We start from the raw sequence: 13,031 nt of genomic DNA on the forward strand, positions 1-13,031 counted from the left end.
AAATCTATCTCGAGCAGCTATTTTCAGCGCTAACTGCGTTGAATTTACTTGCAATAGGCCCGCTATTGACGCGTAAATTCGCCTTGTTTTCACTGAAAATCTCTGGCTAGAGAAAATAAATTTAAATATCATTATGATTCAATACGTTAGTAAATCTCTTAACCAGAGTTCAGGTTAAATAAAAAAGCATAGGTAAGTACGTATGCGGATTAGCTATTGAAAACCATAAGTTATAAGGAACATAAATGGCTTTATCTGTTTGGTTGAGTTTAGCATTAGTATGCATGATGGGTGCAATGTCACCAGGGCCAAGCCTTGCAGTGGTGTTAAAGCACACGCTTAGTGGTGGCATGAAAAACGGTATGCTTGCCGCGCTCAGCCATGGTATTGGCGTTGGGCTTTATGCTGCAGCCTCATTACTTGGCTTAGGTGCATTAATGGCTCAATTTCCAACACTATACCAAATATTGGTGTATTTAGGCGCTGCGTATTTAGCCTATTTAGGTTTAAAAATATTGCTAGCAAAACCAATTAATAACGAGCTGCAAGTACAAAAGAGTGAAGTAAGTGCGAGTAAAGCGCTACAAGATGGATTTGCGATTGCTTTTTTAAACCCTAAACTCGCGATTTTCTTTTTAGCGTTGTTCTCACAATTTATAGAACCGCAAAATCTCACTTTAAGCATTGGTATTATTATGTGCTTAACCGTGTTTGTAATTGATACTGGTTGGTATTTATTAGTTGCAGTGCTAACTGAGGTGTCTAAAAACCGTTTTGGTTTTACCAAGCAAAATCCATGGTTAGACAAAATACTGGGTGTTGTGTTTATTGCCCTAGCCATAAGGGTGGTAATTGGTTTGTAGTTTTATAATCGGTTGTTGCTGAATTATTTGTACAAAATAGCTACAGCCAAAGCCCTCTATGATGCATACGTATTCATCACAATTTGATTACCTTTTAGTTACACTTTGTTGGTTATGTTTTAACTGCACTGACTGACATAACGCATAACAATAACTAAAAGGTACGCACACATGAAAAAATTCAAATTAAGCGCGCTAATGCTGGCATTATTTGCTGCAAATAGCGCAATAGCGAATGAAAGCCAAACTAAGGACGAAAGTAAACCTGAAAAAGTTCAAGCAGACTTAGAAGTAATTGAAGTGAGCGGCTTTAGCCGCAGCTTAATACAGTCTTTGAATCAAAAGCGCTTTAGCGATACGGTATCGGAGCAAATATCAGCGGATGACTTAGGTGCTTTACCTGATATATCAATGGCTGATGCACTGACGCGTTTGCCTGGTATATCGGCGGTAAGAACCGGCGGCCAAGCTGCACAAATTAACATCCGTGGGCTTTCGGGCGGCTTTGTTTTTTCGACATTAAATGGTCGCGAGCAAGTATCGACCAGTGGTAGTCGTAGTATTGAGTTTGACCAATACCCTTCTGAACTTATTAGTTCTGCTGCGGTATATAAATCACCCAAAGCATCCTTAATTGAAGGCGGTGTAGCGGGCACTGTTGAACTTGAAACAGCAAGCCCATTAAATAATTCACAACAGCATAAATTTGTAGCCAATGTGCGAGGCATGTATAACGACCGTGCGTCAGAGGTATTTGATGCAACGGAGTTTGGCGACCGGATTAGTTTTTCATATCAAGGTAAATACCTCGATGACACACTTGGCGTAGCACTTGGTTATGCGCGATTATTTCAGCCAAGCGTCGCAACTCAGTTTATTGGCCTTGCTTACAATGATACTAAAGATGTTGATGGGCTCGCTAACGACACTAATGGGCCAACGCAAAATCCAGCAAACGAATACATAAGTGAAGGCTTTGAACTACAGCACTCAGGTGGAGAAGAAACTCGAAATGGTTATTTAGCCGCAATAGAGTGGGCACCTGTTGATAACTTTAGACTTAAAGGGGATGCGTTTTTATCTCGATTTGATAAAAAGTCATTTGCTCGTGGTTTTAGGGTGAAGTTAGGTGGCCCTTCTGCAGCATATGCAAATCCTCAGCTTGATGGAAATACAGTTATTGGCGCTGCTGTAAATCGAACTTCACAAAGCTATACTCGCGTTGAAATAGTAAATGATGATAACCAAGACTTTGACGAAGTAGATAGCTTTGGTGTTAACGCTGATTGGCAAGTGAATGATCGTTTAAGCGTTAATGCAGACGTGTCATTATCACGCGCTAAAAGTAACTTTAGAAATGGTTTGTTATGGAGCTTAGTAGCTGAAGATGCCAACGCAGAAGCCCCTGTGTTTGATACGAACGTTGCTATTAACTATCAATTAAATGGCCTAAGTTTACCCGATGTTGGCTTTAATCAAGCCGCTGCATTTAGCGATATAAACCGCGTTATGGTTAGTAAATACGGTATTTACCCGGATCAAACCGAAGATGAAGTAACCGCATTTAGGCTCGACTTTAAATACGAATTAGAAAACGATATATTTAGCTCTGTTGAGTTTGGTGCACGCTATTCTGATAGAGAATATAGCCGTAAGCGTTCGGTATTTGAATACGGAAATGATGGCGCATTTTCATCAACACAGCCTCCAATGCGTTTAACAGACGAGATGACCTCAATTGTTGATTGGCAAGGTGAGTTTAGTTATTTTCCCTCTTATTTAGCCATTGATTTAGACAAAGCGCTAAACGCATGGTTTCCAGATGGTACACCACAACCAGTGCAAACATGGGGTAATGCAGACGGTGTTGATGACGCCCAAGGATATACTAGTAATTACTCCTGGACATTATTGCAAAGTGGTTCAGTGTTTGAAGATGTATTGGCCGCTTACGTGATGGTGAATATAAATACTGAAGTTGCTGGTTTAGCGTTGTTAGGTAACGTGGGTGTACGTCGAATTGAGACAGACCAGTCGGCAACCGTACTTGAAAACGTAAATGGTGATGCCCGCTTGGGAGCACAAAATATTGTCGACGAAAACGGGATTATTAACGACCTTTATGCACCCAATGTACTAGGGACAAAGTACACCGATTATTTACCATCACTTAATTTAAACCTGCAATTGAATGACAATTCTCAATTGCGGTTTGCTGCCGCTAAAGTGATGTCGCGAGCACCAATAAACCGCCTTGCCGGTGATGCCAGTGCTAACGTAAGTGATGATGGGGTCATTAATGGTTCGAGCAATAACAACCCATTTTTAAAGCCATTTTATGCTGACCAATATGACTTATCTTACGAATATTATTTTGAAGAGAGTAACGGGTCTGTAGCCGCAGCCCTATTTTATAAAAACATAGACTCGTTTGTTGAAACCTTATCAATCGAAAACTTCGACTTTAAAGGCAATGGTTTTAACGTACCTGATTTTATTGAAGACCCAATAAGTGGTGAACAAGTTGCCACAACCAATGGGATTTACACCACCGCCGTTAACAATGGCAAGGGCGGTTATATTAGAGGGTTAGAGTTAGCTTATACCCATGTATTTACGTTTTTACCCGAGCCATTTAATGGGTTAGGGATCAACGGTAGTTACTCTTACACCGAGAGCGAAATCTCGTCTATTACCAGTTTAGGAGGCGATACCGTATCGCAATCTTTACCTGGGCTTTCAAATAATGTAGTTAACGCGACTTTGTTTTATTCAAATAACAACTTCGAAACACGTTTAAATGCACGTTATCGTGATGAATTTGTATCTGAGCAAGTCGCTATCAACGAACAAGTTGTTAATTTTGACTCTGAAACGGTGATAGATTTTCAAACGTCATACAAACTTACTGATTCCCTCACAATGCTTTTGCAAGTTAATAACCTGACAGACGAACCGACCCAAAGCTACTTTGGCACAAAGCAACGCACCGGTACGACTCAGTACTTTGGTCGTCAGCTTTATCTTGGTTTTACTTATAGTCATTAATTTAGCAAGTTGGAGCGTTTAAAAATGAAAAAAATTAAAAAATATAGTTACTTCTTAGTCGCCTTAAACTTAATGCTATTAGTTGGATGTGGCAGTGGTGATGATGTGAAATCGGGGCAAGTGTTACTCACTTGTAATGTACCTCAAGTACCAAACGAAACTGGCACACAGTGTGTCGATCCTGAGTCGATTGAATGCGCAGCGCCAACGGTTCCCGACGAAAAAAATGAAAGCTGTATTGTTGGCGCTGATCCAACGTTACCTGATCCTGTTGTATTTCCTGGCGATAATGAGGCAATTTTATTTTATAACCGCGTAACAGACGCTAACTATGAAGGTTACCGATTGCATTCGTGGAATAACGATGTGTGCGATGCTTTTGCACCGCCTTTTGATACGAGCGATTGGGAAAACGGCCATGTGCATGATGGGATAGATCCGAATTATGGTGCTTATTGGATTATAAAGCTCAAAGCCGATTACAACGAGTGCGCTAATTTTATTATTCATATAGGCACAGAAGGTGATGGTAAGGCATTTGGTGATGTTGATTTAACAATGCCATTAATGCAAGACGACGAAAAATTTCAGCGTATGAACTTTACTTTACATGGTGAGCCGTCTGTTTTTGAGTTTCCTATTTTAAATTTAGGTGAGCGTCCGGTTGCTATTGCAGGGGCTTCTGCACATTGGATAGATTTAAATACAGTATTATACAAACCGAGTAATGAACTGAGTCAAATCATTAAATTATATAGCTCTGCAAGCGCAGATTTAAAGGTTGATGAAGAGACTGGATTAAATGGTCAAAGCATTGAGTTGATACAAACCAACTTAACCGATGAGCAAGCACTAAAAGTACCGCACTTGAGTGATTGGACCGCTTATCAAGGTAACTGGGATGCAGAGGCCGCTAAGCAATTAATTAAACAACAACTGCTAGTGGCGGGTTTTGATGTTGATGGCAAACTTCTTAAAGCAAGTTACGTTCAAACAGCAAAAGCACTAGATGCGCTTTATACGCAAAATGAAAATGATGCTAACGAGGCGCTACTAGGCGTTAATTACAATAACAATGCAATTGATGTATCAGTATGGGCACCTACGGCCAATAATATGATACTTAATGTGTTTGATGCCGATAAAGCACAAGTGCATAGCAGTGCAATGCTATTTGATAGTAATACTGGCATTTGGTCTATCAGCTTAGATACTAAATACGATCGCCATTACTACCGTTTTGCGTTTGATGTATATCACCCAATCACTAAAGCGATTGAAAGTTTATGGAGTACAGACCCCTATTCACTCAATGTATCAAGCAATGGTTTGTATTCGCAGCTAATCAACCTAAATGACGATGACACCAAACCACAGGGCTGGGATGAACGCAGTATACCGACCGTTACCAATCCAGAAGATGCGATTATTTATGAAGGGCATGTACGTGACTTTAGTGTGCGCGATACCAGTGTTAGTGCACCAAATCGCGGTAAATACCTTGCATTTACAGAGCGCGAAAGCGTGCCAATGCAGCATCTTAAGCAGTTGGCTGATAAGGGTTTAACTCACTTTCATTTACTACCAGTGACAGACATTGGCACTATTGAAGAAAATGCCGCAGAGCGAGTTGAAATAACCGATACGTTAGGTAAGTTATGTGAACGTATAAATGATGAAGCAGACGCTTGTAAAACAGAAGACAAGAACAGCACTATTGTCCAGTTGCTGCAAAGTTATTTACCAGGCTCTGACGATGCCCAAGCACTTGCCAGTGCTATGCGTGACCTAGATGGTTTTAACTGGGGTTACGATCCGCATCATTTTATTGCCCCTGAAGGGTCTTATGCCTCAACGGCTGAGGGTATTGCTCGCGTAGTTGAAACGCGCGCTATGGTGCAGTCGTTACACGAAATTGGATTAAGAGTCGTGCTGGATGTTGTTTATAACCATACAACAGCATCAGGTATTTGGGATAAGTCGGTATTTGATAAATTAGTACCCGGCTATTATCACAGGTACAACGAAGTGAGTGGTGGCATTGAGCAATCAACATGTTGTGAAAACACCGCCACTGAGCATGTCATGATGGATAAGTTTGTCACTGATTCATTAGTGATTTTAGCCCGTGACTTTGGTTATGATAGTTTTCGCTTTGATGTGATGGGGCATATGCCTAAGTCATCTATTTTAGCAGCGCGTGAAGCGGTTCAAGCAATCGATGCAGATAACTATTTTTATGGCGAAGGTTGGGACTTTGGTGAAGTAGCTAATAACCGTTTATTTACGCAAGCAAAACAAGCCGATATGGCGGGTTCAGAGGTGGGTACCTTTAACGACCGTATCCGCGAGGCTATTCGAGGTGGAGCATTGTTTAGCAATAACCCAACCGATGGCAATTTAGCTGAGCAAGATACATTGCGTTTATCGCTTGCTGGGAATTTACAAAATTATATTCTAAAAGACTTTAAAGGTAATTCAGCCAAGGGCAATAGCTTTACGTGGAATACTCAGCCAACAGCATATGCACTTGACCCTGCCGATAGCATTAACTACGTCTCTAAACATGACAACGAAACGCTATGGGATCAATTACAATATAAACATGCTGCTAGTATGAATATTGAAGAGCGTGTACGTGCTCACAATATGGCGCTCGCTATGCCGCTTGTAAGCCAAGGCATACCATTTATGCAACTGGGCGCTGATTTACTGCGTTCAAAGTCAATGGATCGTGATAGTTACAATGCCGGAGATTGGTTTAATGCAGTTGATTTAACTAAGCAAAATAATAATTGGAATATTGGCTTACCTAATGCTGAGAAAAACCAAGAGAAATGGTCTGAAATAATGCCTATTTCGGGTAACCCTCAAGCTGCTGCACAACCGCAAAATATTGCTTATGCTGGTGGTGTTTTTCAAGAGTTTTTAGCTATTCGCAGTGCTAGCCCATTATTTAGATTAACCACAGAGCAAGATGTAATAGAACGTGTTGGTTTTCATAATGTGGGCAAAAACCAGCAACATGGCTTAATTGTTATGAGTATTGATGATGGCGAAGGATTAACCGACATTGATGCAAACAACGATGCGCTCGTTGTGGTTATTAATAGCACCGAGCAGTTGCTTACTCATAGCATACCAACGGCGAATGGCTTTGAGTTACACAGTATACTTAAAGATAGTGTTGATCCAATGATGGCTGCAGCTTCTTTTACTCAAGGAGATGGTGAAGGTAGCTTTAACGTACCAGCATACACAATGGCGGTATTTGTTAAGCCGCAAGACGATGGCCAAGGTGTAGGGTTAAGTGCTAATGCAACGGTAGGCGCCCCCGATGTAGTACCTTTTGCGAGTACTGCCGTTTATGTGCGCGGCTCGTTAAATGATTGGGGTACTCGTGATGTACTTGAATATGTTGGTAATGGAGAGTACCGCTTAGCTGTTACGCTTAGTGCGGGTGACTATGAATTTAAAATAGCCTCAGAAGATTGGTCTACTGTCGATTTTGGTGCGCTATCAGATGCTGATAAAGAAGTAATTGAAAGTCAAAGTGAGCCCCTAACAGCTAGTGGGTCTAACATGACTTTTACTGCCGCTATTGATGCCACTTATGTGTTTGTATTTGATGCTAGCGATAAGGAGAGCCCAACACTTAAAATTTATAACGAGGAGCCATTTGTTGGTAATGCCATTTTTGTGCGAGGTACATTAAATAATTGGGGAGTCACAGACGAACTGATTTACAACGGAAAGGGTATTTATACTTTTACTAACACTCTCGCTGCAGGGGGTTACGAATTTAAAGTTGCCTCTGAAGACTGGAGTTCGGTTGATTATGGCTCTGCTGATAGCGATATTAGTGCAACTATAGGCAAAGCTAAACTATTAGCACTTGGTGGCGCAAATATGACTATAGATATTGCTAATGATGGCGAATATCAATTTGTATTGGATGCGAGCGATTTAAGCGCCGTTACATTAATCATTTTAAATGCGGAAATGTTTGCTGATACGCAAGTATTTATTCGAGGCAATTTAAATGAATGGAGTACGGATAACCCACTTATTTATCAGGGTAATGCTACTTATACAACGTCATTAGCTTTAGAAGCGGGTGATTATGAGTTTAAAGTGGCTTCTGAGGATTGGAGTACCGTTGATTACGGTGGTGTAGGTGAATCCCCAATTGTAAATATAGGTGAACTGACTTTACTGGAAGCGGTGGGTACTAATATAGCTTTGGGCGTTGCTGAGCAGGGTAATTATACATTTAGCGTTATTGGCCCTGATAGAAATAATATAAAGGTAATAATTAATCAACAATAGCATTTAGAGGCCGAGCATTACTATATGCTCGGCTTCTATGTTTTAAATTAGAACTGATAGCTAACCGACATCATGGCAGTTGAGATACTCGACGTATCTATAATTGGCGAGTCTTCAATATCAGAGTCTAGTTGTGTGTAGTTAATCATAGCACTCACATTCCATTTTTTATTAAGCTGGTAGCTGAGTAGCATACCGGCATTATAATTCACTGTAGAGCCTAATTCGTATGCATCAAAAGAGTTTGATTCGCCCTTTGTAACACCGTAATAATAATTTGATACTTTGCTACTGCTTAGCTCAACTCCAAATGAAGGTATTAACATAATTTGTTTAGAAAGTTTGAATGGGTAGCTATAGCGAGCTTTTAATTTTGCGCCATCGCCATCGCCATGGCCCAATATATCGTGTGACGCACTGGCACTTAAACTACCATACCCTGTGGTATAACTTACTTTAGAACCTGCATAGAGAGATATTTTGCGATCGTCGAGTGCTTTAATCTCGGCGAGATCAGAATCAGACGAATCAAAAAATTGACCGGGTTCTAGTATTACTGACCAATTAAACCCCTTATTTTCAACTAATTTGTAATCGAGTGCAAAGCCTCTAAAGGTTAATTTTTCACCTTCATAGTTGATCATAGGTAAGAGCAATGTTCTATTATCTGTGCCCGCATAGGGAGATTCAGTTGAAATAAGCCCAGCACCAACCGACCACGGAGATTTATCTTGCGCTTGAGCCATTAGGCTTGATAAGGCTAATGTGCTAAGTAACAGTTGCAAACTCTTTTTCACATAAATATTCATGATTACCTTCGCTATTAATGTAGTTATAAGATTTGTTATTGGTTTGACGCAGTGAGTGTAACGGTTATAAGTATTTTGAGTTGTAAGTTAGTGTGTGAAATTTTAAATATATGTAAGCAGCTGAAGTAAAGTGTTTAGTGGTTTTTTGGATTACAATTTTTTATATGTATTACGAAATATAAGTAACATATTTTTAGAATAACTTTATATTTTTATATTTGATGAAATTGCATTCAATTTTGTAATGGAGTACTTTGAATTTTTATGGTGATTAGAAATAATATGATTATGGCTGAAATTATTTTAAAAAGTGCATCATTCGATTTCAAAGTAAAACAATACTGGATGGTTACTGCATCACTCATTAGTTTTTTAGCATTGGTTACTATTCCACTCATCCCTTTGATTTTATTTATAGTGTGGTTGGCGGCTGGGCGAATATTAGCTGCGATGTCTGCTGAACTATTACCACAAAAGCTAGTAGTTAAACGTGGGGTATTATTTAAAGAGGAAAAGTCGATACCGCTTGAAAAAATAACTGATGTTGGGTTGAGCCAAGGCCCGTTAATGCGGCTCTTTGGGTTATATCGCTTAAGTTTTGAAACGGCAGGGCAATCAGGACACGGCGCTTTAGTATCTTTGCTCGGTGTAGTTAATGCGAGTGAGTTTAGAGAGGCGATACTTGAACAAAAAGATGTATTGGCTAATCAAGGTAAAACGTCGCAGCAGTCGACAGAGCAAAGTGAGAAAGAGCTACTAAGAGCGCTGACTTATAGTGTAAAAAATATAGAACAAATGCTACTTGTTTTACTGGATGAAAAACAACAAAAGTAATTTATCTTTAAGTATAGGTAGAGCGCTTACAAGGATATTTTTATGAATACGGATATAAAAAATATATTTAATAATTATCCTGAGATAGCAAAAAGTAAGCTTATAAAATTACGAGAGTTAATTTATACCGTAGCACAAGAGCAAAACTTAGGAGCTGTTGAAGAGTCTTTAAAGTGGGGAGAGCCAAGTTATAGCGTAATAAATGGCAGCCCCATTCGCATAGGCTTTAAGGGCTCATCGTGTTATTTGTTTTTTCATTGCCAATCAAAGCTAGTCAGCACATTTAGAGAGTTGTATTCCCACAGTCTCACTTTTGAAGGTAACCGGGCAATTGTATTAAATAGTGAAAAGCCATTACCAGAACACCCAGTTAAAGAGTGTATTAAATTAGCACTGACTTATCACAAAGTTAAACGCCTACCTTTGTTAGGCGCATAATTATAAGTACTTAGTTGATGCTTAAAATACGCTACAAATTTGATTTGCATCACAGGTAATAACGCTAACGTTTTCATAACCAACACGCGTTAACGCTTCTGCTCCCAATGTTGCGCGAGCACCACTTGCACAGTGTAAGTATATTGGCCGTGCAGCATCTTTTTCTATTTCCATTAATTTCATTTCGAGTAACCCACGCGGAATGTTTATTGCTCCTATCGCGGCTTTTGTAGCGTGCTCTGCGGGTTCTCGCACATCAATAAGTAGGCCTTTATTTTGTTCGAGCTCTATTTTTGCTTGCGCTGCGTCAATACGCCGCTGGTTAGGTGTGATAACTTTTAGTAAGTCAGGAATTGAAGTAAGCATTAGTCTGTGAATCCTCTTTTGCGTAAAAAAGACATTAATGGGCACCACTTTGTGAAAGCTGACTGCACTAAGTTAATACCTATGAATAATGTTAGAAACTGGAAATTACTATGTACAAAATAGCTTAAAAGTACTGATATTGTTACTGCACTACCGCCGATTAAAAGTATCGCATCGCTTATTTTCATTATAATCTCAATTTTATATTAGTAATACCTAATGTTAATTTATATTAGAGTTATCTAATGTAAAAGTCTATACTTAAAAGCATATTTATAAATGATGTGATTAAATGAATATTGAACAACTCGCTGTGAATGCAGAACAAGCCGAACAGTTTTTAAAATTAATGGCTAATAGAAATCGTTTAATGATTTTATGCAGTTTGCTACAAGGTGAGCAAAGTGTTGGTGAATTAAATAAAAATGTGCCCTTGGCTCAATCTGCACTATCTCAACATTTAGCCAGTTTACGCAAGGCGGATATGGTTATGACCCGCCGAGATGGGCACACTATTTATTACTCATTGACCGACCCAAAAGTTGAGTCGATCATTACTTTGCTATATGAGTGGTTTTGCCAAGCAGAAAACACTAAATAAAAGTAGCTATTTCATCAATAGATTTTTTATCCAGTGCATGAGCAGGTATTGTTGCATCATCACTTGGGTAACCTGCAATAAGTAGCATGTATGGGCGTTCGTTATCCCTATCGCGGCCACATATGTCGGTTAAAAAACTCATTGGCTTTGGAGTATGAGTAAGGGTTGCCAAACCACTGCGATGCAAAGCCTGAATTAAAAAGCCGGTAGCTAGACCAACCGATTCGTGTACGTAGTAATTAGTATTTTTATCATCGGTGCTTACGCCCCCCTTTTTTTGACTAAATACAGCTATAAGCCAAGGTGCATGCTCTAAATAAGGCTTATTGGCGTCGGTACCTAACGGTTTTAGCGCATCTAACCACTCTTCACCTGCTCTGCCTTCGTAAAAAGAACGCTCTAGTTTTTCGGCGGCATCCCTTATTTGTTTTTTTACATCACTGCTGTTTATAGCCACAAAATGCCAAGGCTGATGATTCGCTCCACTTGGTGCTGTGCCCGCTGCTTTTATACATGCTTCAATAATATTTTTTGGTACTGGGCGATCGCTAAAGCTGCGAATGCTATGGCGGCGTTGGCTAGTGGTTAAAAACTCGTTAGCGCGATTTAGCATTTCGTCGTGTGGGTATTCTATAAAGTCGTTTAATGGCTGGCTTTGGTGATCTTGCATGGCTTTTCGCTTCTTATATAAAGTATATGTGGTTTTTATACCGAGTGAATACAGTACAGGCAAGTGTTATGAGTTTAAATTATGTTTATTTGTTGTTACAAATTTGACCAGCAAGTAGCTTATGTTCCTATTTTTCTTGTGGTATAAAACATTATAAAAATAATTACTTATATTCAAGGAAGTAAAAATGCTATCAATAACAGGGTTATCAAAAACCTACGATAACGGCGTACATGCACTACAAGGTGTTGATTTAAATATCCCTAAAGGGATGTTTGGTTTACTGGGTCCTAATGGTGCGGGTAAATCTTCATTAATGCGAACGATCGCTACACTGCAATCAGCCGATAGTGGCAGCGTTGTATTTGATGGTATTGATGTGTTAACACACCCTAAAAGCTTGCGTGAGCGTTTAGGTTATTTACCGCAAGATTTTGGTGTTTATCAGCGTGTTAGTGCTTATGATTTACTTGATCATATGGCTATTTTAAAAGGTTTAAGTAATAAGGCTGAACGTAAAGAGGCCGTTGAAGGGTTGTTAGCGCAAACCAATTTATATGATCATCGAAAAAATGCGGTAAGTGGTTTCTCGGGCGGTATGCGCCAACGTTTTGGTATTGCACAAGCTTTATTAGGCGACCCTGATTTACTCATTGTAGATGAGCCAACAGCAGGTCTAGATCCTGAAGAGCGAAATCGTTTTCATAATTTGTTAGTGGGTTTAGGTGAAAGTAAAGTGGTGATTTTATCAACGCATATAGTTGAAGATGTGTCTGAGCTTTGCCCAAATATGGCCGTATTAGCTAATGGTCAAATTTTACTTGAAGGTAACCCAATTGAGCTTACGAATACGTTACAGGGAAAAATTTGGCACAAAGCAATGAGTCAAGCCGAGGCTTTGGAACTCGAACAATCATTACCGGTAATAGCGAAGCGTTTGTTTGCAGGACAAACATTACTCAGTGTGTTTGCTGACGATGCGCCAGAAGGGTTTGAGTCTAAGCCTGCTGATTTAGAAGACGTCTATTTTTCAACATTGCACCAACACCGCAATAAAGCAGCATAAGGATACT

11 protein-coding genes are annotated in these 13,031 nt (G+C 39.6%); 7 read left to right on the forward strand and 4 right to left on the reverse strand.

The features are described 5' to 3' along the window. Positions 1-245: 245 nt before the first annotated feature. The 3 genes from DC53_RS06090 (at position 246) to DC53_RS06080 (ending at position 8,240) form a co-directional block, all read left to right on the forward strand. Positions 246-863 (forward strand): LysE family translocator, encoded by a 618-nt coding sequence (locus DC53_RS06090; RefSeq protein WP_033030939.1) that lies wholly within the window; start codon positions 246-248, stop codon positions 861-863. Positions 864-1,034: 171 nt separating this feature from the next. Next, complete coding sequence (locus DC53_RS06085) at positions 1,035-3,911, forward strand: TonB-dependent receptor (protein WP_007376445.1); 2,877 nt, start codon at positions 1,035-1,037, stop codon at positions 3,909-3,911. A 24-nt stretch (positions 3,912-3,935) separates the two neighbouring features. Next, positions 3,936-8,240: an alpha-1,6-glucosidase domain-containing protein gene (locus DC53_RS06080; RefSeq protein WP_033030941.1), complete on the forward strand. Its 4,305-nt coding sequence runs from the start codon at positions 3,936-3,938 to the stop codon at positions 8,238-8,240. Positions 8,241-8,287: 47 nt separating this feature from the next. On the opposite strand, the gene DC53_RS06075 is transcribed toward DC53_RS06080, so the two are convergent. After that, positions 8,288-9,049 (reverse strand): MipA/OmpV family protein, encoded by a 762-nt coding sequence (locus tag DC53_RS06075; RefSeq protein ID WP_033030943.1) that lies wholly within the window; start codon positions 9,047-9,049, stop codon positions 8,288-8,290. A 288-nt stretch (positions 9,050-9,337) separates the two neighbouring features. On the opposite strand from DC53_RS06075, the gene DC53_RS06070 reads away from it, so the two are divergent. Next, a complete protein-coding gene (locus DC53_RS06070) occupies positions 9,338-9,883 on the forward strand; it encodes a PH domain-containing protein (RefSeq protein ID WP_033016345.1) in 546 nt (181 codons plus the stop codon). A gap of 42 nt (positions 9,884-9,925) precedes the next feature. Next, on the forward strand, positions 9,926-10,321 hold the full coding sequence (locus DC53_RS06065; protein WP_033030945.1) for a DUF1801 domain-containing protein: 396 nt from the start codon (positions 9,926-9,928) through the stop codon (positions 10,319-10,321). A 21-nt stretch (positions 10,322-10,342) separates the two neighbouring features. Here the strand turns inward: DC53_RS06065 and DC53_RS06060 are convergent, their stop codons facing one another. Next, the gene (locus DC53_RS06060) at positions 10,343-10,687 is read right to left on the reverse strand and encodes a rhodanese-like domain-containing protein (RefSeq protein ID WP_007376450.1); all 345 of its coding nucleotides are present in this window, start codon (positions 10,685-10,687) and stop codon (positions 10,343-10,345) included. Beyond that, a complete protein-coding gene (locus DC53_RS21740) occupies positions 10,687-10,875 on the reverse strand; it encodes a YgaP family membrane protein (protein ID WP_033023357.1) in 189 nt (62 codons plus the stop codon). Before DC53_RS21740 ends, DC53_RS06060 begins: the two co-directional genes overlap by 1 nt. Positions 10,876-10,979: 104 nt before the next feature. Here DC53_RS21740 and DC53_RS06055 point away from each other — a divergent pair, with 104 nt between their 5' ends. After that, positions 10,980-11,288, forward strand: a complete 309-nt coding sequence (locus DC53_RS06055) for an ArsR/SmtB family transcription factor (RefSeq protein ID WP_033030947.1) — start codon at positions 10,980-10,982, stop codon at positions 11,286-11,288. Here the strand turns inward: DC53_RS06055 and DC53_RS06050 are convergent. After that, positions 11,281-11,958 (reverse strand): nitroreductase family protein, encoded by a 678-nt coding sequence (locus DC53_RS06050; RefSeq protein WP_033030949.1) that lies wholly within the window; start codon positions 11,956-11,958, stop codon positions 11,281-11,283. The two genes, DC53_RS06055 and DC53_RS06050, sit on opposite strands and share 8 nt — an antisense overlap. Before the next feature lie 187 nt (positions 11,959-12,145). Here DC53_RS06050 and DC53_RS06045 point away from each other — a divergent pair, with 187 nt between their 5' ends. Then, on the forward strand, positions 12,146-13,024 hold the full coding sequence (locus DC53_RS06045; RefSeq protein ID WP_007376453.1) for an ABC transporter ATP-binding protein: 879 nt from the start codon (positions 12,146-12,148) through the stop codon (positions 13,022-13,024). The last annotated feature ends 7 nt before the right edge of the window (positions 13,025-13,031 follow it).

This window comes from Pseudoalteromonas fuliginea (genome assembly GCF_000690055.1).
Classification (GTDB): domain Bacteria; phylum Pseudomonadota; class Gammaproteobacteria; order Enterobacterales; family Alteromonadaceae; genus Pseudoalteromonas; species Pseudoalteromonas fuliginea.

Excerpts from the sequence above, each read along its gene's own strand:
- DC53_RS06090 (WP_033030939.1), top strand. The coding sequence starts at position 246 with ATGGCTTTATCTGTTTGGTTGAGTTTAGCATTAGTATGCATGATGGGT.
- DC53_RS06085 (WP_007376445.1), top strand. The coding sequence starts at position 1,035 with ATGAAAAAATTCAAATTAAGCGCGCTAATGCTGGCATTATTTGCTGCA.
- DC53_RS06080 (WP_033030941.1), top strand. The coding sequence starts at position 3,936 with ATGAAAAAAATTAAAAAATATAGTTACTTCTTAGTCGCCTTAAACTTA.
- DC53_RS06075 (WP_033030943.1), bottom strand. The coding sequence starts at position 9,049 with ATGAATATTTATGTGAAAAAGAGTTTGCAACTGTTACTTAGCACATTA.
- DC53_RS06070 (WP_033016345.1), top strand. The coding sequence starts at position 9,338 with ATGGCTGAAATTATTTTAAAAAGTGCATCATTCGATTTCAAAGTAAAA.
- DC53_RS06065 (WP_033030945.1), top strand. The coding sequence starts at position 9,926 with ATGAATACGGATATAAAAAATATATTTAATAATTATCCTGAGATAGCA.
- DC53_RS06060 (WP_007376450.1), bottom strand. The coding sequence starts at position 10,687 with ATGCTTACTTCAATTCCTGACTTACTAAAAGTTATCACACCTAACCAG.
- DC53_RS21740 (WP_033023357.1), bottom strand. The coding sequence starts at position 10,875 with ATGAAAATAAGCGATGCGATACTTTTAATCGGCGGTAGTGCAGTAACA.
- DC53_RS06055 (WP_033030947.1), top strand. The coding sequence starts at position 10,980 with ATGAATATTGAACAACTCGCTGTGAATGCAGAACAAGCCGAACAGTTT.
- DC53_RS06050 (WP_033030949.1), bottom strand. The coding sequence starts at position 11,958 with ATGCAAGATCACCAAAGCCAGCCATTAAACGACTTTATAGAATACCCA.
- DC53_RS06045 (WP_007376453.1), top strand. The coding sequence starts at position 12,146 with ATGCTATCAATAACAGGGTTATCAAAAACCTACGATAACGGCGTACAT.